Source organism: Methyloversatilis sp. MC4-4 (assembly GCF_049843555.1).
GTDB lineage: Bacteria > Pseudomonadota > Gammaproteobacteria > Burkholderiales > Rhodocyclaceae > Methyloversatilis > Methyloversatilis discipulorum_B.
On the sequence record NZ_JBBHZK010000001.1, the window covers coordinates 749,581 to 770,372 of the forward strand.

A 20,792-nucleotide genomic window follows, 5' to 3' on the forward strand; every position below is an offset into this window, starting at 1 on the left:
GAGCCTGTCGATGACCATCAGAACCACGCTTCGCACCGGCCTGCTGGCCAGCGCACTGTTTGCCGCCGCAGTCCATGCCGCGCCGCGTATCGGCGAGCCGGCGCCCGCCTTCACCGCCGTCGATTCCAATGGTCGGACGGTCAAACTGTCCGATTTCGCCGGCAGGACAGTGGTGATGGAATGGACCAATCACGGCTGCCCCTACGTGCAGAAGTGGTACGGCGGCGGCATGCAGGCACTGCAGAAGGACGCCACCGGGAAGAGGGCGGTGTGGCTGACCGTGCTGAGCTCGGCACCCGGCACCCAGGGCCACGTGGACGGCCCGACGGCGAACCGCATGATGAAGGAGCAGGGGGCGGCGCCCACCCACTACCTGCTGGATTACGAAGGCAAGGTCGGTCGCGCCTACGCTGCACAGGTAACGCCGCACATGTACGTCATCGCGCCCGACGGCCGGCTGGCCTATATGGGCGGCATCGACAGCATCGCCTCGCCGGACGTGAACGACATTCCGAAGGCCGAGCCGCTGGCGCGGCTGGCGATCGATGCGGTACTGGCGGGGAAACCGGTGGCCAAGGCGCAGACGCGCCCCTATGGCTGCTCGGTGAAGTACGCGAACTGACGCGAAGGTGATCCGGCCGGCGCATACATCACACCGGCCGGCCGTCGGAACGCTCAGGCGCTGACGCTGCCGGTTCCTGGGTGATTCGCCGCGTGCATGCGGTTCTGCGCCTTGACCAGGCGTTCCATCGTGCGCAGGTCCTTGCGGTCGAGTTTCATCGCGCCGCGTACCCATTCGCGGGTCACGTCTTCCAGTTCCTGGTAGGTCAGACGTACGTAGGCGTGCATCTTGGCGCGCTGGAATGCTCGAAAGCCCTTCAACTGCGACGACATCTGACGCATCACGTCGCGCGCCACCCATTCGCCGCGGCCCGGCTCGGCCAGGTGGTCGACCAGACCCAGTTCGTACATCTTTTCGGCCGGCAGCACCTTCGCGTTCAGGATCAGGTCTTCCGCCACGCGCGGGCCCGCCTTGCGCGCAACCAGGCTGTAGGCGCCCATGCCCGGGAACAGGTTGAACATCATTTCCGGGAAGCCCAGCTTGGCGCCGCGTTCGGCGATCACCACGTGGCAGGACAGTGCCGCCTCGAAACCGCCACCCAGCGCGTCGCCCTGGACCACGGCCATCGACACCGCGTCGGCATGCAGACCGGCGACGTTGTTGTTGATGGCGCGGATGCAGGCTTCGGCGTAGCGCATCAGTCCGGCCTCGTCACCCGCCTCGACCAGTTTCTGGAACAGGTCGAGATCGCCGCCGAGGTTATAGACGCCGGGTACGCCGGAGCAGTTGAGGAAGAAATCCACCGTGCCCGGCGCCAGTTCCACCTCCTGCTGCTGTGCCACGACGTCGGCCAGCAGTTCCGGCGTGAAGCAGGGGCGCCCGGTCGGGTGGGCATACATCCACAAGGCGCGCGTTTCCGCCTCGTAGCGTGAAGTCAGGATAGGTGTGGACAGCAGGCGTGGCGCATTCGCGGCCATGCCGGGCAGCGGCACCGTGTGCAGATGAGCACGGGTGCGATCAATGATCTGCATTGCACGCCTCCATACGAAATACATCGCGGGCAGGCGCGGCAGCGTCGATACTCTTTCCGGAGCGATACGGCAGGTGCCGTCCTGCTCCATGGCGCGGGGTCAACAGATCCATTTCAGCCTCCGTCGGCATGTCCGACTTTAAGCATGCTGAAAACAATCGCCTCTTGAGGCGAATTGGAGAGGCAGTTTTCCTGCCTTTTTTTCCTGCTGTCTGGTGCACGAATCCAGACAGAGTCTGACCCTGTAAGTGCATGTTACGACAAGGCGGAACAGTTTTGCTTGAAAATTTGATTGCACCCTGCGCCGGGTTCGTGGATGGCCTGTGCAGGGTGTCGTACGCCTCGCCGGAACGGCCCTGGCTGCGGCTGCCGCTTGCCTTGCCTGATGAGGGCTCCCGGGTGATGCGGTGCACGATCCGTAGCAGCCAGCCCGCCGTCGGTCAGCGCCCGCTCGGCTATAGTCGGGAGCACAGGATGGGGTGTCCGCCCCCGGCGCGTGCCGGGCGCAGAGCATGCGGACCCGATCCACGGAGACATTGATGAAACAGGCCTCGTCCGGCAAGGACACGCGGGAACACAAGGTCACGCTGCAGGAACTGGTAGAGGGCATGGTGGCCGACGGCCTGCTTGGCGAGTCGGTGGCCCGCGTATTCCTGCACGACCGTCGCTACTGGCGGGGCGGTGACCATCCGCTGGTCGTGCTGGCCGGCCAGAAGTGGAAATCGCTGCATCCACCGCACCGGGTGCTCAATCTCGATGCGCTGACCGAGTGGATGGCCGGCTGGAGCGGTCACGACTACTACCACATCGATCCGCTGAAGGTCGATTTCGCGGCAGTGACCGAAGTGGTGTCCAGCGCCTACGCGAACCGCTTCCGCATTCTGCCGGTGCAGGCGTCGACGCGCGAGGTGGTGATCGCCACCGCCGAGCCCTTCATGACCGAGTGGGAGAAGGAACTGGCGCCGATACTGCGCCGGCCCATCCGTCGCGTCATCGCCAATCCGGACGACATCGCCCGCTATGTGGTCGAGTTCTACAGTCTGGCCAAGTCGGTCAAGGGCGCGGCCAAGCGGGGCGACGTCAGCGGTGCGGGCGCCTCGAACTTCGAGCAGCTGGTCGAACTGGGGCGCAGCAACCGGCCGCTCGATGCCAACGACCAGCACATCGTCACCATCGTCGACTGGCTGTGGCAGTACGCTTTCGAGCAGCGCGCCAGCGACATCCACATCGAGCCGCGGCGCGATTTCGGCGTCGTGCGCTTCCGTATCGATGGCGTGCTGCATCAGGTCTACCAGATCCCGATGCCGGTGCTGGGCGCGATGACCTCCCGCATCAAGATACTGGGCCGCATGGACGTGGTGGAAAAGCGCCGTCCGCAGGATGGGCGGATCAAGACGCGCGCGCCGGACGGCCAGGAGATCGAACTGCGGCTGTCCACGCTGCCCACGGCCTTCGGCGAAAAGCTGGTGATGCGGGTGTTCGACCCCGAAGTGCTGGTGCGCGACTTCCGCGACCTCGGTTTTTCCGACGAGGACGCGCGGCGCTGGAAGCAGATGACCACGCAGCCGAACGGCATCGTGCTGGTGACCGGCCCGACCGGCTCCGGCAAGACCACCACGCTTTATTCGACGCTGAAGAACCTCGCCACGCCCGAGGTGAACGTCTGCACGCTGGAAGACCCGATCGAAATGATCGAGCCTGCCTTCAACCAGGTGCAGGTGTCGGCCGACATCGGCGTCACCTTCTCGGCCGGCATCCGCTCGCTGATGCGGCAGGACCCGGACATCATCATGGTGGGCGAGATACGCGATCTCGAAACCGCCGAAATGGCGATCCAGGCGGCGCTGACCGGCCACCTCGTGCTGTCCACGCTGCACACGAACGATGCGCCATCAGCCATCACCCGTCTGCTCGATCTGGGTGTGCCCAGCTATCTGCTGAACGCGACCGTGCTCGGCGTGATGGCACAGCGGCTGGTGCGCACGCTGTGTCCGCATTGCCGCAAGCCGGCGTCCCCGCAGGACACCGATCCACAGGCGTGGAAGGATCTGGTGGCGCCGTGGAAGGCCACCCGGCCGGAGCGATTCACGCAGGCCGTCGGCTGTCTGGATTGCCGCATGACCGGCTATTCGGGGCGTATCGGCATCTACGAAATCCTGCTGATGTCACCGGAAATCAAGTCGCTGGTGTCGACCGGCGCGGACATCGGCGCGCTGCGCGATCAGGCCTATCGCGAAGGCATGTACCCGTTGCGCGTGTCCGGTGCACTGAAGATCGCGCAGGGCGTCACCACGATGGAAGAGGTGATGAAGGTGGCGCCGCCGGCCTGAGCCGGCAGAGTGGATCAATAGCCGGTGGACGGCGGCCAGCCGATGCCGGCGAAGGGCGGCTTGCGGCCAACCAGACCTTCGAGCAGCGTCAGTTCGGCGTCGGTGTGATTGATGACACCGGCGGCCGACATCATGTCGACGCCGGGTTTGTCGCTGAGCCACATCGGCTTGTCGTGGTGTCGCGTGCGCACGGTTTCGCGCTGGGACGGATCGCTGTTGCGCGCCAGTTCCGCCTCGCCGTAGCACAGACAGAAATAGGTCCGTTCCTCGGCCGCTTCGATGTAGCAACCGGTGCCGCGTATGCCTATCGTCGCGGCCGGTGTGGCGATGCGCTTCTGGCCGCGGTCGAACACGGACAACAGCTTGCCGGTGATCACCCGCATCAGGTCGGCGGCAGCGCCGCTGCCGAAGGCGACATGCGATTCGCCACGCTGCAGGAAGGCGTCGCGACCGAGCACATAGATCGCCTCGGCGCCCGGGCCGGTACGTATCGTGTCGCCCGGACGGATTTCCATGTGGAAGTTCGCTGGCGCGCCATTGACACTGACGTCGCCCCGGAAGCCGCGCAAGCCAGTACGGCTGTCACGGGCGAGGGCTTCGCGCACCAGTGCGTCGAAGGCCAGCGGGGCAGCGGCACCGCCGGCCAGCAGGGTGGTCAGTACGCGTCTTCGATCCATGTCGTTTTCTCCTTCTTCTGATGCAGCGATTATCGCGCGGGCAGGAGAACAGACCCGTTCATTCGTTCTCGGGCGTCACCGCATCGCCCTGACGGATCAGACCGCTGCGCAGCACGCGCGCGGTGATGCCGCCATGACCACGCATCACGTTGTAGCCTCCCTTGCCCAGATTGGTTTCCATGCGTGAGCATGGGTCGCAGGGGCCGGTGTATTCCAGCAACGCATCGCCGACGCGGAAGCGCTTGCCCTTGAGTGCCAGCAGATTCAGACCGCTGACCACGATATTGCGCCGCACCAGACCGGGGTCGATCTCGCCCAGACCGAGCAGGTCGGCCACCGTCTGCAGGTGTTCGGCCTGGATCAGCGTGACCTGCCGCTTGCCGTCCGGGCTGGCGTAGCGGTCACCTTCGAGCCCGAGCGATTCGATGGCCTGCACTGTGTCGACGACGCGCAGCGGCTGCATTCGCGCCGGGCGTACGCCTATCCAGGTGACCTGTCCGGCGTGTGCGAAGGTGGAAGTGAGTGTCTGCAGGGTGTCCATGATCGTCGTTTCATCGTGCGCAATGTGTCGGGACGGATGCTACTTCAGGCGAACAGCCCCTGCAGATACCAGCGATGCGGCGCCGTGTGTTCGCGATAGATCCACAACCGTTCCTGACGTGGTCCGACGGCGATGTAGTAATCGCGCAGCGCTTCGGCCGGATGGTCGTTGCCGCCAGCGTCGTCCCACCAGCCGGCCTCGATCCGCTCGGCGCGGCCGAGACAATGCAGCGGCCCGTTGCGCCAGGGCTGACCGTCGCGTTCGGCGAGCAGTTCCGGTTCTGGCAGCAGCCACAGGGGACGCTGTGGCTTGCCGGCAGCCGGCTGCGCACGACCCGGTTCATCCCGTTGCTGCGCCCGTTCGGGGCGGTGGTCGCCGCTGGCCGACAGACTGTAGACCGCATCGCGACCGAGGCGGGCACGCAGCCGTTCGACCAGTACGTCGCGGGCTTCCTGCCGGTCCTGCGGCGAGGGCGCCTGGGTGCCGAACAGGTCGCGGCTGCGGCCGGGCTGTTCGATCCAGTCGGGTGCCCGCAGTCTCAGCGCGGTGACCGCTTCGGGCAGGGCGATGCGCGCCAGATGCTCGCGCGTCAGCGATGCAAGCAGGCGGGCGTCGTGGGTGGGGGTACCGGTGCGCAGTTCCAGCCGGGTGGGAGCTTCGTGCTCGTGCTGCAGTTCGAGCAGGCACTCGGCGATGCCGGCGTGTGCCGCGGCCAGCTGGGTGCACGCACTGTTGAACAGCCGGCTGGCGGCGAACAGCAGTACATCGGCATCGTGACGCGGTACCGGCAATTCGATCCGGCTGTCGATCTCCGGAGGCGGCGAGAAGAACGTGCGCGGATCGGCTGTCTGACCGAGCGCCTGATCGATCAGGCGACGCAGGGCCTGTGCATCGCGCAGCGCCAGTGCGTCGCGCGGCAGCTTCATCGCGTCTCCCACGCTGCGCAGACCGGCTTCGCGCAAGGTGGCCAGTCGTGCTTCACCTGCTTCGGTCACGTCGAGCGGCAATGCGGCCAGCGCTGCCGACAAGGCTCCAGGCCCGCGTATCTTACGACCGGGTGTGCCGAGGGCGAGCCAGCGCGCGGCGCGCGGTGTCGGGGCACAGGCGCTGAGGGCATGAAAACCGGCGGCGGCCAGCGCGCTGCGCAAGGCGCGCAGCAGACCGTCGAGGCCGCCGAACAGACGGATGCTGCCGGCGATTTCCAGCAGCAGTCCGTCGGTTGCGAGGGCGACATGAGGGGTGAAATGCAGTGCGCAGCCGGCGGCGTCCTTCAGTGCCGCATCTTCCACCCGGCTGTCGCGCGGGCTGATCAGCAGGTCGGGCGCTAGTGCCAGTGCGTCGGCCACCCGCTGGCCGGGGCGCACGCCCTGAGCCAGCGCTGTCGCATCCAGCGCGACCACACGCTGCTTCGCCGCCACCGCCAGCGGCTGTGTGTGAGCCTGAGCGCGGAAGCGCGCCTGCAGCGGCCACTCGGGAAAGACCAGTGCCAGCCAGAGCATGTCGTACGCAGATCCATGTCGCAGGCCTGTCAGCCGACCAGCGCCAGGGCAGGGCGCCGGCGCTGGATGTCGGCACGCCGCACCGGGATGCCCGGACGTGTGCCGAGATGAACCGGCCGGTTGGCTGGGCGACCGCGTCGCTTCAGGATGTCGACGCGTACCTCGCCTTCCGCAGCGACGGATACCTGCAGGCGCAAGGCGGCTGGCGAGGCCATATGCGCGTCGGAGGCGGGGCGGAACAGCACCAGCGGCAGCGCGGCCTCACGCACCGCCAGCTGCAGCCGGCGCAGCAGGGCTGTGTCTACCCGGTCGAGCCAGCCGGTGACTGCACTGCACGCCCCCGAGTTGAGTGCGTGACGCAGCGCCCAGACACGCTCGCCGGCACTCCCCGCCTGGATCACCAGCATGCGAGGCGTGCACAGACCCGCGGCGGCGAGCGCCGAAACATTCGGATACCAAGGCGGCGCTACCCAGGCCACCCAGCCATCGGCCTGACTGGCTTGGGCCAGCATGGGCAGCAGCAGGGAGACTTCACCGTGTCCGCAGCAGTCGGTCAGCACTTCGCTCATGTCGCCGATCGGCCAGCCTCCGCCGGGCAGTTCGGCGTCGAGCGCCGGATGACCGGTGGACACGGTGGGGCATGTGTCCGCCGCCGTGTCGTTGGCACGCCAGACATCCGGACGGTGCAACAGGGTATGCAGGCTAGAGGCGCTCATCGCGTCAGACCGCGCTGCCGTTGCGGATCAGCCCCACCATGACGCCCTCGATCACCAGCGGGTCGCGCCGGGTGTCGACGACGATGGGACTGAATTCGGGATTTTCCGGCAGCAGCTCGACCTGTGCACCACTGCGACGCAGACGCTTCACGGTCACTTCGTCGTGCAGCCGGGCGACGATGATCTGGCCGTTGTGTGCTTCGGAGGTGGCATGAACGGCGATCAGGTCGCCGTCGAGGATGCCGGCGTCGCGCATGCTCAAGCCCCGCACACGCAACAGATAGTCGGCACGTGGCGAGAACATCGACGGGTCAACCTGATAGCGTCCCTGCACGTGGGCGTCGGCAAGAATGGGATTGCCGGCCGCGACCCGGCCTATCAGTGGAATGCCTGCGGGCTCGGACAGCCGGATGCCGCGTGCGCGACCTTCGTCGAGACTGATGACGCCCTTGCGTGCCAGTGCGCGCAGATGGCTTTCGGCGGCGTTCGGCGAACGGAAGCCGAAGGCCTGTGCGATTTCGGCGCGGGTGGGCGGGCTGCCGCGTTCGCTGACTGCGTCACGGATCAGTTGCAGGATTTCCTGCTGGCGGGACGTCAGGCTGTCGTTCGACATGGGGTGGGCGCTTGCTGTACGAGAACTGTATTTTTATACAGTTATTCGTGATGGCGCAAGCAGGCCGGGTGTCGATTGTCGACAATTGTTACAGAGCGGGATGTGTTCGCGTGCACCCTGCCCGTCCAGGCAGGTCAGGGTGATTTGTGCAGTGCGATGAAAAGAAATGGATTTTTGCCGAGGCGCCGGGATGGCAGGATGTTCGGGCGGGTCATCTAATACCGAAGTACTAGGTTCTGGCTGTCGATATTCTTGACAGTGCTGCGGCGCAGCAGGTCCGGATGCTTCGATCAGGCAACAAAAAAGCACCCGAAGGTGCTTTTTTGTTTTCAGGCAGGTGAAGCTCAGCCCATGCGACGCTTTGCCATCAGGCCGATCATGCCCAGGCCAGCCAGCATCATCGCGTAGGTGTCTGCTTCCGGCACCACGGCGACCGGGGCGGTCGTCGAGGTCAGTGCGAGCACACCACCCAGGCTGCCGGTCGTGGAACCGGTCACCTTGTAGTAGTAATCGCCGGCGAGCAGGCCGTTGGCGGTGAACAGGGTGCCGAAGCTGTAGGCGGACAGAAACTTGTCCACCGCTCCGGTTTCTTTGTACAGCCACACCATGCTGTCTTCGCTCAGACCGAAGAACGGCGATGCTTCTGCCGATACGGCCAGCGTGGACAGCGAGGTGGTCGGAGCGGTCAGCGTGAAGGTGAAAATTTCCGAGAAGGAGCCGGACAGCGAGGCGATGCCGGTTTCGATCGTTGCGTGGTCGTCCCAGCTGGTCGTCGCGGCATTCGCGCTTCCCACTGCAAACAGACCGCATACAACAGTTGCGACCAAGGTTTTCTTCATATCCTGTCCTTTCACAAAAAGTGACAAAGTGGAACCCAGATTCTTGCAAGAACATCAGCCCCTCACAATCCGCGATGACGCCCTCATTTGCAACGACAAGTAAGGAGGTCATTCCGCACACTGCGAGCAGCTCAGCGTTCCTGGTGAAACAGGTATGCAAGACTCAGGCCACTTTCTGTTTGTCATTGCTCTTTCTGAAGACAAATTTTCAACTATTTGAATATATTTAATAAAGTTGATTGTTGACGGACGTTCGACTCAGTCGGGGTGTGATGCTCTTTGGTGCGTCAGGACCACATTTGTGCAATGCGGCGACGGCTTTTTTTACAACGGCGCGGAAGGCTCGCCTGATAGAATCCGCCGGACTCCAGAGCGTGCGATGTTTCGTGGTCGCGTCGTGTGGATGGGAGGTGCGCATGTTGAATGCAGGACAACCCGCTCCGCTGTTCGAACTGCCGGATGCCGATCTGGAGCTGTTCAATCTGGGCGACCAGCTGGGGCAGCACCTGATGGTGCTCTACTTCTACGCCAAGGACGACACCCCGGGCTGTACGGCCCAGGCCATCGAGTTCAGCGATCTGGACGACGATTTCCGGCGTTGTGACTGCACCGTGCTCGGTGTCAGCCGCGACGAATGTTTCACACACGCAGATTTTCGCGACAAGCACGGCCTGACGGTCAGGCTGCTGTCGGACATCGATGGCGAGGTCAGCCGGCGCTACGGCGTCTGGCGTGAGCGCGAGGTCGACGGAAAGCTGCGGTTCTGCATGACCCGCTCGACATTCATCATCGATCGGAAGGGTGTCATACGTTACGCGCAATATGGCGTGAATCCGCGCGGGCACGCCGGGGAAGTCCTCGAACGCGTGCGCGCACTGCACATGAAAGGAATCAGGAATGCTCATCAGCAAGAACTCGGTCGTCACCCTTAAGTACAGCGTGACGGATCCGGACGGCAATATGGTCGATCCGGGCGAAGCCCCGCTGGCCTATCTGCACGGCGGTTACGGCGGTATTTTCCAGCCGATCGAGGAAGCACTTGAAGGCAAGACCGTCGGCGACGAAGTGGTCGTGAAGCTGCAGCCGGAAGATGCCTTTGGCGAGTACGACGAAGAACTGGTCGAGATCGAATCGCGTGCGAACTTCCCGGACAACATCGAAGTCGGCATGCAGTTCGAGCGCGTCAGCGAAGATGGCGAGGAAGAGGGCCTGTATACCGTGACCGACATTGCCGACGACCGCGTCGTGATCGACGGCAATCACCCGCTGGCCGGCACCGCACTGGTGTTCTCGTGCTCGGTGTCAGCAGTGCGCCAGGCGTCGGCGGAAGAGCTGTCGCACGGCCACGTGCACGGCGACCACGGCCACCACCACTGAGATCGTCCCCCGCCGGGCGCCGACGAGGGCCCCGGCGTTCTCCGCCCACTGTCGGGCGCTGCGTCGAAATCCTGTCAGGGAGCATCCATGTCGCGTGTGCTGGTCACCGGTGGCGCGGGCTATATCGGCTCGCACACCTGCATCGAACTGATGGCTGCGGGCCACCAGGTGGTGGTTGTAGATAACCTGTGCAACAGCAAGCGCGAATCCCTGACGCGCGTCGAACGCATCGCCGGGCAGGCGCTGCGGGCCTTCGTGCAGGCCGATGTCCGCGATCGCGCCGCGATGCGCGCGGTATTTGCGGCGCACGACATCGACGCAGTGATCCACTTCGCCGGCCTGAAGGCGGTCGGCGAGTCGGTCGCGAAGCCGCTCGAGTACTACGACAACAACGTCAGCGGCACGGTGGCGCTGTGCGAGGTGATGGCCGAAGCCGGCGTGAAGACGCTGGCCTTCTCGTCGTCGGCCACGGTTTACGGTGATCCGGCGTCGGTGCCCATCCGCGAGGATTTCCCGACCGGGCCGACCAATCCTTACGGCCGTTCGAAATGGATGGTCGAGTACCTGCTGCAAGACCTCGTTGTGGCCGATCCGTCCTGGCGCATCGCACTGCTGCGCTACTTCAATCCGGTCGGCGCGCATGAGTCCGGCCTGATCGGCGAAGACCCGAACGGCCTGCCGAACAATCTGATGCCTTTTGTCAGCCAGGTGGCGGTGGGCAAGCTGGCCGAGTTGCGCGTGTTCGGTGGTGACTGGCCGACGCCGGACGGCACCGGCGTGCGCGACTACATCCACGTGCTTGACCTCGCTCAAGGCCACGTGCGCGCCATCGACTACCTTGCGGAACACACCGGTCTGCTGACGGTGAATCTGGGTACCGGTCGTGGCTACAGCGTGCTCGAGGTCGTGCGCGCCTTCGAGCAGGCGAGCGGACGCGCGGTGCCCTACCGCATCGTCGATCGACGGCCGGGGGACATCGCCCAGTGCTACGCCGACCCGGCGCACGCAAACCGGCTCCTGGGCTGGGTTGCGCAGCGCGACCTCGCGCAGATGTGCGCCGATGCGTGGAACTGGCAGCGCAGCAACCCGCAGGGCTATGCCTGACGCGCGTCGCGCGCGGAGGGCAGAAAATCTCGGCGCGCCGCGATAGATGACGACCGCCGCTTCGTGCTAAATCAGTAGCTCGCCGTCGGTCGGAACCAGCCCGGGAGGATTGCTCATGCACCTGCAAGTCGTGTTCGAAAAGGCGCACGCCGCGGACAGCGGAAACAGCGCATCCATCTTCCGGCAGTTGCTCGACGCGCTCGAGCACGATGCGCCATTCGACCTGCAGCTGCTGTATCAGTTGCCCTATGCCGACTTCGACACCGCGCTCAACGCGTTGCGCGAGTGGCGTTCGCAGCGCTACGTATGGTTGCGCGAACACGACGGCCCTCAACCCTGGCGCAGTCATCTGAGCTAGGGTCTGTTTCCATTGAATCGCGAACCGCGTTTGCAGCGTGCGAGACATGGACCGCGTTGGGCCCCTGACGGCCAGTCAGCTGGCGTCGGCCCGCCTTGATCTGGACGCATCGGGATTCGCGCGCGGCCCGTGATTCAATGGCAACGGACCATGGTGTCTGCTGTCACGGTGCCGTGATGGTGCTGTGTTAACCTGCGGTGCATGCTGCGTCATACACGTATTTCCCGCGGTTTCACGCTGATCGAGCTGATGGTGGTGATCGCCATCGTCGGCGTGCTCGCGACCATGGCCATGCCCATGATGGAGCTGGCGCGCGTGCGTGCGAACGAGGCCGAACTGCGTACCTCGCTGCGGCAGATACGTACCGCGCTCGACGATTACAAGAAGGCCTGGGACGAAGGGCGCATCGAGAAGAAGGTCGGTGCCAGCGGCTATCCGCCCAGCCTCGACGTGCTGGTCAATGGCGTGCGCGACGTCAAGCAGCCGAACGACGTGAAGATCTACTTCCTGCGCCGCGTGCCGCGCGACCCCTTCCATACCGATACATCGACTCCGCCCGAGCAGACCTGGGGCCTGCGCAGCTACGCCAGCCCGCCGGACGAACCCGTGCCCGGCGCCGATGTGTTCGATGTCTATTCGCTGTCCGGCCGCACCGGCCTGAACGGCATTCCGTACCGGAACTGGTGATGTTCACTTTCGCCCGCAAGCGCGGTTTCACGCTGATTGAACTGCTGGTGGTCATGGCCATCATCGCGGTGCTGCTGACCATTGCCGCACCGCGCTACTTCGAACATCTCGATCGCTCGAAGGAGGCGACGCTGAAGCAGACGCTGGCGGTCACCCGCGATGCGATCGACAAGTTCCGCGGTGACCGCGGTGCCTGGCCGCAAAGCCTGCAGGACCTCGTCGACAAGCAGTATCTGCGCAAGCTGCCCTTCGACCCGGTCACCGACAGCAGCGAAACCTGGATCGTCGTGCCGCCGCGCGATTCGGCGACCGAGAGTGGCGTGGCCGACCTGAAGAGCGGTGCCGAAGGCACGTCACGCGACGGCGTCGCCTATTCCGACCTCTGACGCGATGCGGGCGGATCAGCGCGGCTTTTCCTATCTGCTGCTGCTGTTCGCAGTCGCTGCGCTGGGCATTGCTGCTGCCGGCAGCGCGCTGATGTGGACCACGCTGTCGCAGACCGAGCGCGAACGCGAACTGCTGTTCATCGGCGGCGAGTTCTCGCGTGCGCTGCAGCGCTACTACGACGCCTCGCCGGCGGAGCCGAAAGCCTATCCGGCACGGCTGGAGGATCTGCTTGAAGACAAGCGGCATCAGGTGCCGATGCGCCATCTGCGCAAGATCTATGTCGATCCGATGACCCACAACCGTGACTGGGGGCTGGTCATGTCGCAGGGGCAGATCCGCGCGATACACAGCCGATCGGAAAAGGTGGCGCGCATCCACGTGCTGCCGCGCTGGGTCGATGCGACCGGCGACAAGGTGGCGACCAGCCTCAAGACGCCACTGACGCAGCCGTCCGCGACCGTCCCGGGGCAACCGCAGGCCGTGCCCGGACCGGTCAGTCCGACGGCGCGCACAGCTGCCCGTCCGGCGGGCGATCTGCGTCATGCCGACTGGCTGTTCGTGCCGGTGGCCGACACGCCTGCGCAGCAGGACACGCCGGGTTCGTCGCCGTCCGCCCCCGGATCTGCGGCGGGCAGCACTCCGGTAGTGGTCGGAGAGGGCGGCGATGGCAGCGGTGCTTCGCAACCCGACGGTTCAGCAGGATCGCTGCAGGAGCAATACACCGGCAAGCGCTGAAGCGGTCGTCAGATCAGCCAGGCGGCCAGCGCGATGCCCAGCATCATGAAGGCGATGGCCACCTTGGCGACCGCGGCGATCAGCATGCCCAGCCAGGTGGCCACGCCAACGCGCGCGGCCTGCAGCGCGTCGCGTCGCGCAATGTATTCGCCGATCGCCGCGCCCGCCAGCGGTGCGAACAGCAGGCCGATCAGGCCGGCGAACAGCCCGAGCACGGTACCGATCGCAGCGCCGACCAGCGCCAGCGTGCTGGCACCCACCCGCTGTGCGCCGATCACGCCCGACGCGAAATCGATCAGCCAGGCGAGTACTGTCAGCGCGCCCAGCACGGTGAGCGTGATCGTGCCGATGTGGGTGAAGTCGTCCAGCCAGGCCATCATCAGGAAGCCGCCGAGCATCAGCGGAATGCCGGGCAGGGCCGGCAATACGACGCCGGCCAGTCCGATCAGCACCAGCAGTGCCGCGATCGACCACAGCAGGATGTCCATGCCGCTCATTGGGCGAAGGCGGCGACCGCGTCGTCGACCACCGCCAGCAGGTTGCGCGTGCGGGCGTGCACCGCGCGTAGTCGCGTGGCGTCGTTGCCGCCGCCGCGGACCATGCGGTGCAGCGCGTCCAGTGCGTCCGACGACCGCAGTGCGTCGGCGTGAGGCGCCAGCCGTTCGAGCGTGGCGGCGATGTCGTCGCGCAGCGGCAGCGCGGCGTGGCTGCGCGGATGCACGATCAGTCCGTCGAGACCGAAGCGGCAGGCCTGGAAGCGGTTGTAGGTGTACACGAGGTAGTCGTCCTCCACCGGTTCAGGGTCCTCGCCGGACAGGATGAGCCGGCACAGCGCCTGCAGGTAGACCGCGATCTGCGCTGCCCGATCGACGCCCAGCGGCGTGTCGCAGACGCGCAGCTCTATCGTGCCGTACTCGGGCTTGGGCCGGATGTCCCAGTAGAAATCCTTCATGCTGCGCACGATGCCGGTGTCCTCCATCCGCGCGAAGTAGTCGCGCTCGAAGCGCGACCATTCGAGCACGAAGGGCGCGCGGCCGCTGAGCGGAAAGGCGAATACGGAATTCAGCCGCGCCGAATCGAACAGCGTGTCGCTGCCCTGCGAGAACGGGGAGGAGGCGGACAGTGCGATGAAGTGCGGCACATAGCGCCCGAGCGCGTGCAGCACGCGCAGCGCGCTGTCCGGATCGGGCATGCCGATGTGCACGTGCTGACCGAACACCGTGAACTGCTTGGCCAGATAACCGTAGAGACCGGACAGTTGCTGGAAGCGCGGTGCCGAGAAGATGCGCCGTTCCGACCATTGCTGAAAAGGGTGGGTGCCACCGCCGCACAGCGATACATTGAGCCGCGTCGCATCCTTCACCAGCGCATCGCGCATCAGGCGCAATTGTGCGAGCAGCGTGGCGTGGCTGTCGTGGATGCCGGTGGCCACCTCTATCATGCTGTCGGTCATTTCCGGCTTGATGTCGCCGGGAAAGGTCTGGCGCTGCGCCAGTTCCAGAAGGTCGGCCGCGGCCGACGCGAGGTCGCGGTCGTGTTCGCCGACCAGCTGCAGTTCGAGTTCGACGCCCATGCTGAGCGCCGACGAGGCGTGAAACGTTTCGAGCGGCATCAGGCGTCCTCCGTCCTCTGTGCTTCTCCGGCCAGCACCAGCGCCCACTGGGCGAACACCGGCCCGACGAACTCCATCACGATCACCATGCCAGCGATGGCCGACAGCGCGCTGTCGGCGAGTCCGAAGCCGGCGGTGCGGCTGTATTCGAGCAGCAGCAGCGCAAAGGTGGACAGCGGTGCCAGCGCCAGCCCGGTCAGCGCGCCCTTGCGCGTGCTGGTGCCGCTTACGTGGGCAAAGGCGGCGGTCGCGCTCATCTTCGCTGCGATGCGGCCGAGCGACAGCAGCACGGCCAGCGCCAGTCCGGCAGCGGTGGTCGGCCAGGTCGCCATGCCGGCAACGAACACGAACAGGAACAGCGTCAGCAGTTCGCCCAGCACCCCGAAGTTGCGCTGCGCCGGCGTCAGCACCAGCCGCTTGCGCCGCATCAGCACCCCCAGCGTCAGCGCGGCCAGCAAGGGCGACACGTTGACGCCCTGGGTGAGCAGGGTGACCAGCATCACCGCCAGCGCGAACACGATGGTGACGCCGCGTTCGTCGGCGCGCAGCCGGCGCAGCAGCCAGGGCAGTGGCACGCCGACCAGGATGCCGCAGCCGACCGACACGGCGAGAATGGCGGCGCTGTTCCACACCGCGCTGACCACGCTGCCGGACGCCAGCAACTGCCAGTAGCCGATCGCACCCTTCATCAGCAGCACCGACAGCAGGCAGTTGATGGCGCACAGATGCAGCGCGCGTTCGGTTACCTGGCCGGATCCGCGCAGATCGTTCACGACGCGTACCAGGGCTGCAGGCGAGGTGGCCACGGACAGTGCGCCGAGCACCATCGCGATGTCCGGCGGCTGGCCCATCGCAATGGCGATGGCGCGCACCACGACGAAGGTGAGCAGTGATTCGGCAATCCCGGTCAGCGTGAGCCAGTAATTGGTCACCAGCCAGCGCAGATTGATGCGGTGACCCAGCTCGAACAGGAACAGCGCGAGCGAGAAATTGGCCAGGAAGGACATGGCTGCCCGGGTTTCGGCGTCGTGCGGCGCGCCGCCCCAGGCGCTGTAGACGATGCCGGCGAGCGAATAGACGCAGACGCGCGGTATCGCCAGCCCGCGATGGAAGATCTCGCCGGCCAGCCAGGCGAGCAGAAGAACGGCCGGCCAGCCGACCAAGGTGAATATGCGACCTGCTTCGAAGATCATCGCGTCGCCTCCGTTCTGCACGCACTGCGCGCGGGAAGACAGAAGCCGTGCCTGTGCGGCACGACGGCGGATTTTTCTGCGGGGAATACGGACCGCTTTCAGGCGGTCTCTGCTGTTGCTGCGCGGACCGGCTGGCGCCGGTCCGCGTGTCGGGCCGGCGGTGCCGGCTTCAGGTAGCGCTGGAGACTATCACGCTGTGGCGACAGGAATCTTCCCGATCTTCGCCTGCCATTCCTTCGGACCGGTCTCGTGCACCGAGGTGCCGCCGGAGTCGACGGCGACGGTGACCGGCATGTCGACCACGTCGAATTCATAGATCGCCTCCATGCCGAGATCCTCGAAGCCGACCACCTTGGCCGCCTTGATCGCTTTCGACACCAGGTAGGCGGCACCGCCGACCGCCATCAGGTAGGCACTCTTGTGCTTGCGGATGGCCTCGATCGCCGCCGGGCCGCGCTCGGACTTGCCCACCATCGAGATGAGGCCGGTCTGCGCCAGCATCATTTCGGTGAACTTGTCCATGCGGGTGGCGGTGGTGGGGCCGGCCGGGCCGACCACTTCGTCGCGCACCGGATCGACCGGACCGACGTAGTAGATGACACGGTTGGTGAAATCGACCGGCAGCTTTTCGCCCTTGGCCAGCATGTCGGCGATGCGCTTGTGTGCGGCGTCGCGGCCGGTGAGCATCCGGCCGTTCAGCAGCAGGGTCTGGCCAGGCTTCCACGAGGCCACTTCTTCCGGCGTGAGCGTGTTCAGATCGACCCGCTTCGAGGTCTTGGTATCGGCCTGCCAGGTCACCGCCGGCCAGTCTTCGAGGCGCGGCGGTTCGAGCTTGGCCGGGCCGGAGCCGTCGAGGTGGAAGTGCACGTGACGGGTCGCCGCGCAGTTCGGAATCATCGCCACCGGCAGCGAGGCGGCGTGCGTCGGGTAGTCGAGGATCTTCACGTCGAGCACGGTGGACAGGCCGCCCAGGCCCTGGGCGCCGATACCCAGCGCGTTCACCTTCTCCATCAGTTCCAGCCGCAGTTCCTCGATGCGCGTGAGCTTTTCGCCACGCGCCGCCTTGTCGGCGACGATCTGGATGTTCACCGGCTCCATCAGCGATTCCTTGGCCAGCAGCATGGCCTTTTCCGGCGTGCCGCCGATGCCGATGCCCAGCATGCCCGGCGGGCACCAGCCGGCGCCCATGGTCGGCACCGTCTTCAGCACCCAGTCCACGATGGAATCGGACGGGTTCAGCATGACCATCTTGGACTTGTTTTCCGAGCCGCCGCCCTTGGCCGCGCAGATCACCTCGACGTGGTCACCGGGCACGATTTCGTAGTGGATGACCGCCGGCGTGTTGTCCTTAGAGTTCTTGCGCGCACCGGCCGGGTCGAGCAGCACCGAGGCGCGCAGCGTGTTGTCCGGGTGCATGTAGGCGCGGCGCACGCCTTCGTTGACCATGTCGGTCACGCTCATCGAAGCGTCCCAGCGTACGTTCATGCCCACCTTCAGGAAGACCACGGCGATCCCCGTGTCCTGGCAGATCGGGCGCTTGCCTTCCGCACACATGCGCGAGTTGGTCAGGATCTGCGCGATCGCGTCGCGTGCCGCCGGCGACTGTTCCCGCTCGTAAGCCGCACCCAGCGCCTGGATGAAGTCGAGCGGGTGATAACAGGAGATGAACTGAAAGGCGTCGGCGATGGACTGGATGAAATCGTCCTGGCGGATGGGTTGGCTCATGGAAAGGTCCTCGGGTATTGAAGGGGGCCGCTCGTGGCGGCCCGGGCTGCGCTCAGTGGTGCGTCTTGTTGAGCACCAGCGTCTGCGTCATCAGCTTGTCGGTATAGGCCATGGCCATGGCCGACACGACGAACACCATGTGGATCACCACCTGCCACAGCACGACGCGGTCGTCGAGCTGGCCGGCGTTGATGAAGGTTTTCAGCAGGTGGATGGCCGAAATGCCGATCAGGGCGGTGGCCAGCTTCACCTTCAGCACGCCGGCGTTGACGTGCGACAGCCATTCCGGCTGATCCGGATGGTCTTCCAGGTTCAGTCGCGACACGAAGGTTTCGTAGCCACCGACGATGACCATGATGAGCAGGTTGGCAATCATCACCACGTCGATCAGGCCCAGCACGATGAGCATGATGTCGGTTTCGGTCAGGTTGCCGATCTTGTGGATCAGGTGCGACAGCTCGACCATGAACAGGTAAACGTACACCGCCTGGGCGACGATCAGTCCAAAGTAGAGCGGGGCTTGCAGCCAGCGACTGGCAAAGATGAGGCTTTTTAGAACGCGTCCAAGATTAGTCATGCGCAGTCGAATATAAGACAAAAGACGGCGCCGATATTACCATCCGGTTCTTGCAGCTTCGGTCCGCGAGCGTAAGCGGTCTGTAAGCCGCAAAGGCTGTAATCGATGGAAGAAAAACGAGCGCGAAGTTCTGCGCCTGTCGGCGGCCCACAAGGCCGTACGTTGCACGGCGGTTTCCATCCGCCTGCTTGCAGATTTGAGATGACGGAGGAGGTTGTATGTCTGAAGCTACGGAAGTTCGCGTGTACCAGCCCTCGCAAGACATGGTGAGCAATGCCGCCGTGTCCGGCATGGATGCCTACAAGGCTCTGTGCGCCGAGGCGGAGCGCGACTATGAGGGGTACTGGGCTCGTCTGGCTCGCGAGCATGTGACTTGGCAGACGCCGTTCACGCGTACCCTGAATGAAGACAATCGCCCGTTCTTCAAGTGGTTCGAAGACGGCAAGCTGAACGTGTCCTACAACTGCCTGGACCGCAACATCGAAGCGGGTCTGGGCGACAAGACCGCGATCATCTTCGAAGCGGACGACGGCACCGTCACCCGCGTCAGCTACAGCGACCTGCTGGTCCGCGTCAGCCGCCTGGCCAACGCGCTGCGTTCGAAGGGCGTCAAGAAGGGTGACCGCGTCGTCATCTACCTGCCGATGTCGATCGAAGGCATCGTCGCGATGCAGGCCTGCGCCCGCATCGGCGCCACCCACTCGGTGGTGTTCGGCGGCTTCTCCGCACAGTCGCTGCGCGACCGTATCAGCGACGCCGGCGCGGTCATGCTGATCACCGCCGACGAACAGTGCCGCGGCGGCAAGAACATCCCGCTCAAGCCCATCGTCGATGAAGCCTTCGGCATGGGCGGCTGCGAGTCGTGCAAGACGGTCATCGTGTACAAGCGCACCGGCGGCGCCTGCAACATGGTTGCCGGCCGCGACGTGTGGCTGCACGAGGCACTCGAAGGCCAGGCCGACACCTGCGAACCGGAATGGGTCGAGGCGGAACACCCGCTGTTCCTGCTCTACACCTCGGGTTCGACCGGCAAGCCGAAGGGCGTCCAGCATTCGTCCGGCGGCTATCTGCTGCACGCCATCCTGACGATGAAGTGGACCTTCGACATCAAGCCTTCCGATGTCTTCTGGTGTACCGCCGACATCGGCTGGGTCACCGGCCACACCTACATCACCTACGGCCCGCTGGCCTGCGGTTCGACCGAAATCGTGTTCGAAGGCGTGCCGACCTACCCGGACGCCGGCCGCTTCTGGAAGATGATCCAGGACCACAAGGTGACCGTGTTCTACACCGCGCCGACCGCTATCCGCTCGCTGATCAAGGCGGCCGATGCGAACGACGCCGTGCACCCGAAGAGCTACGACCTGTCGTCGCTGCGCATCCTCGGCTCGGTCGGCGAGCCGATCAACCCGGCGGCCTGGGAGTGGTACTACCAGAACGTCGGCGGCAGCCGCTGCCCCATCGTCGATACCTTCTGGCAGACCGAGACCGGCGGCCACATGATCACGCCGCTGCCGGGTGCCACGCCGATGGTGCCGGGTTCGTGCACGCTGCCCTTCCCGGGCATCCAGGCTGCCATCGTCGACGAAACTGGCAATGACGTGCCCTGGGGCCAGGGCGGCATTCTGGTCGTCAAGAAGCCGTGGCCGTCGATGATCCGCACCATCTACGGTGATCCGGACCGCTTCGTGAAGAGCTACTACCCGGCCGACTTCCAGGGTCGTTACTACCTGGCGGGCGACGGCGCGATCCGCGACGCGAAGACCGGCTACTTCACCATCACCGGCCGTATCGACGACGTGCTGAACGTGTCGGGCCACCGCATGGGCACGATGGAGATCGAGTCGGCGCTGGTGGCGCATCCGCTGGTGGCCGAAGCCGCCGTCGTGGGTCGTCCGGACGATCTGACCGGCGAAGCCATCTGCGCTTTCGTCGTGCTGAAGCGTTCGCGTCCGACCGGCGACGAAGCCAAGCAGATCGCCAACGAGCTGCGCAACTGGGTGGGCAAGGAGATCGGTCCGATCGCCAAGCCGAAGGACCTGCGTTTCGGTGACAACCTGCCGAAGACCCGCTCGGGCAAGATCATGCGCCGCCTGCTGCGCTCGATCGCCAAGGGCGAGCAGATCACGCAGGACACCTCGACGCTGGAAAATCCGGCCATCCTCGATCAGCTGGCGCAAACCCTCTGATCGGGGCCCGCGGCGCGTCTCCCGCGCCGCGGCTCTGCCCG

General features: G+C 65.3%; 22 protein-coding genes. 10 read left to right on the plus strand and 12 right to left on the minus strand.

The window, feature by feature from the left end:
* Positions 1-10 precede the first annotated feature (10 nt).
* Entirely contained in the window at positions 11-622 is a 612-nt protein-coding gene (locus WDZ97_RS03445) for a redoxin domain-containing protein (RefSeq protein WP_425761799.1), read from the plus strand.
* Between the two features lie 53 nt (positions 623-675).
* On the opposite strand, the gene WDZ97_RS03450 is transcribed toward WDZ97_RS03445, so the two are convergent.
* Complete coding sequence (locus WDZ97_RS03450; RefSeq protein WP_425761800.1) at positions 676-1,593, minus strand: crotonase/enoyl-CoA hydratase family protein; 918 nt, start codon at positions 1,591-1,593, stop codon at positions 676-678.
* A 538-nt stretch (positions 1,594-2,131) separates the two neighbouring features.
* Here WDZ97_RS03450 and WDZ97_RS03455 point away from each other — a divergent pair.
* Positions 2,132-3,922 carry a GspE/PulE family protein gene (locus WDZ97_RS03455; RefSeq protein ID WP_304003190.1) on the plus strand — a complete coding sequence of 597 codons (1,791 nt, stop codon included), beginning with the start codon at positions 2,132-2,134 and terminating at the stop codon, positions 3,920-3,922.
* A gap of 14 nt (positions 3,923-3,936) precedes the next feature.
* Here the strand turns inward: WDZ97_RS03455 and WDZ97_RS03460 are convergent, their stop codons facing one another.
* The 6 genes from WDZ97_RS03460 to WDZ97_RS03485 all read right to left on the minus strand — a co-directional run bounded on the left by WDZ97_RS03460 (position 3,937) and on the right by WDZ97_RS03485 (position 8,807).
* On the minus strand, positions 3,937-4,599 hold the full coding sequence (locus tag WDZ97_RS03460) for a hypothetical protein (protein ID WP_304003191.1): 663 nt from the start codon (positions 4,597-4,599) through the stop codon (positions 3,937-3,939).
* A gap of 58 nt (positions 4,600-4,657) precedes the next feature.
* Entirely contained in the window at positions 4,658-5,140 is a 483-nt protein-coding gene (locus tag WDZ97_RS03465; protein ID WP_425761801.1) for an MOSC domain-containing protein, read from the minus strand.
* Between the two features lie 44 nt (positions 5,141-5,184).
* A complete protein-coding gene (locus WDZ97_RS03470; RefSeq protein ID WP_425761802.1) occupies positions 5,185-6,639 on the minus strand; it encodes a Y-family DNA polymerase in 1,455 nt (484 codons plus the stop codon).
* 29 nt (positions 6,640-6,668) lie between these two features.
* Positions 6,669-7,355 carry a translesion DNA synthesis-associated protein ImuA gene (gene imuA, locus WDZ97_RS03475; RefSeq protein ID WP_425761803.1) on the minus strand — a complete coding sequence of 229 codons (687 nt, stop codon included), beginning with the start codon at positions 7,353-7,355 and terminating at the stop codon, positions 6,669-6,671.
* Positions 7,356-7,359: 4 nt separating this feature from the next.
* Entirely contained in the window at positions 7,360-7,968 is a 609-nt protein-coding gene (gene lexA, locus WDZ97_RS03480; protein ID WP_024300392.1) for a transcriptional repressor LexA, read from the minus strand.
* Positions 7,969-8,312: 344 nt separating this feature from the next.
* A complete protein-coding gene (locus tag WDZ97_RS03485) occupies positions 8,313-8,807 on the minus strand; it encodes an FxDxF family PEP-CTERM protein (protein WP_425761804.1) in 495 nt (164 codons plus the stop codon).
* A gap of 416 nt (positions 8,808-9,223) precedes the next feature.
* Between WDZ97_RS03485 and WDZ97_RS03490 the strand changes: the two genes are divergently transcribed.
* The 7 genes from WDZ97_RS03490 to WDZ97_RS03520 all read left to right on the plus strand — a co-directional run bounded on the left by WDZ97_RS03490 (position 9,224) and on the right by WDZ97_RS03520 (position 13,455).
* On the plus strand, positions 9,224-9,739 hold the full coding sequence (locus WDZ97_RS03490; RefSeq protein ID WP_019917924.1) for a peroxiredoxin: 516 nt from the start codon (positions 9,224-9,226) through the stop codon (positions 9,737-9,739).
* A complete protein-coding gene (locus WDZ97_RS03495; protein WP_019917925.1) occupies positions 9,705-10,184 on the plus strand; it encodes an FKBP-type peptidyl-prolyl cis-trans isomerase in 480 nt (159 codons plus the stop codon). Before WDZ97_RS03490 ends, WDZ97_RS03495 begins: the two co-directional genes overlap by 35 nt.
* Before the next feature lie 87 nt (positions 10,185-10,271).
* On the plus strand, positions 10,272-11,288 hold the full coding sequence (galE, locus tag WDZ97_RS03500) for a UDP-glucose 4-epimerase GalE (RefSeq protein ID WP_304003197.1): 1,017 nt from the start codon (positions 10,272-10,274) through the stop codon (positions 11,286-11,288).
* 115 nt (positions 11,289-11,403) lie between these two features.
* Entirely contained in the window at positions 11,404-11,646 is a 243-nt protein-coding gene (locus tag WDZ97_RS03505; RefSeq protein WP_019917927.1) for a hypothetical protein, read from the plus strand.
* A 201-nt stretch (positions 11,647-11,847) separates the two neighbouring features.
* Positions 11,848-12,333, plus strand: a complete 486-nt coding sequence (locus tag WDZ97_RS03510) for a type II secretion system protein (RefSeq protein ID WP_304003200.1) — start codon at positions 11,848-11,850, stop codon at positions 12,331-12,333.
* Positions 12,333-12,719 (plus strand): type II secretion system protein, encoded by a 387-nt coding sequence (locus WDZ97_RS03515; protein WP_304003202.1) that lies wholly within the window; start codon positions 12,333-12,335, stop codon positions 12,717-12,719. Before WDZ97_RS03510 ends, WDZ97_RS03515 begins: the two co-directional genes overlap by 1 nt.
* 4 nt (positions 12,720-12,723) lie before the next feature.
* A complete protein-coding gene (locus WDZ97_RS03520; RefSeq protein ID WP_304003204.1) occupies positions 12,724-13,455 on the plus strand; it encodes a hypothetical protein in 732 nt (243 codons plus the stop codon).
* Between the two features lie 8 nt (positions 13,456-13,463).
* Here WDZ97_RS03520 and WDZ97_RS03525 read toward each other — a convergent pair whose 3' ends face one another.
* The 5 genes from WDZ97_RS03525 to WDZ97_RS03545 all read right to left on the minus strand — a co-directional run bounded on the left by WDZ97_RS03525 (position 13,464) and on the right by WDZ97_RS03545 (position 18,562).
* The gene (locus tag WDZ97_RS03525; RefSeq protein ID WP_425761805.1) at positions 13,464-13,943 is read right to left on the minus strand and encodes a DUF456 domain-containing protein; all 480 of its coding nucleotides are present in this window, start codon (positions 13,941-13,943) and stop codon (positions 13,464-13,466) included.
* 5 nt (positions 13,944-13,948) lie between these two features.
* Entirely contained in the window at positions 13,949-15,067 is a 1,119-nt protein-coding gene (locus tag WDZ97_RS03530) for a YbdK family carboxylate-amine ligase (RefSeq protein ID WP_019917933.1), read from the minus strand.
* Positions 15,067-16,260: a cation:proton antiporter gene (locus tag WDZ97_RS03535; protein ID WP_020164970.1), complete on the minus strand. Its 1,194-nt coding sequence runs from the start codon at positions 16,258-16,260 to the stop codon at positions 15,067-15,069. Before WDZ97_RS03535 ends, WDZ97_RS03530 begins: the two co-directional genes overlap by 1 nt.
* A 189-nt stretch (positions 16,261-16,449) precedes the next feature.
* A complete protein-coding gene (locus tag WDZ97_RS03540) occupies positions 16,450-17,985 on the minus strand; it encodes a fumarate hydratase (protein WP_425761806.1) in 1,536 nt (511 codons plus the stop codon).
* A 52-nt stretch (positions 17,986-18,037) separates the two neighbouring features.
* Positions 18,038-18,562, minus strand: a complete 525-nt coding sequence (locus tag WDZ97_RS03545) for a TIGR00645 family protein (protein WP_425761807.1) — start codon at positions 18,560-18,562, stop codon at positions 18,038-18,040.
* A 218-nt stretch (positions 18,563-18,780) separates the two neighbouring features.
* On the opposite strand from WDZ97_RS03545, the gene acs reads away from it, so the two are divergent.
* A complete protein-coding gene (gene acs, locus WDZ97_RS03550; protein WP_024300394.1) occupies positions 18,781-20,751 on the plus strand; it encodes an acetate--CoA ligase in 1,971 nt (656 codons plus the stop codon).
* Positions 20,752-20,792 lie beyond the last annotated feature (41 nt).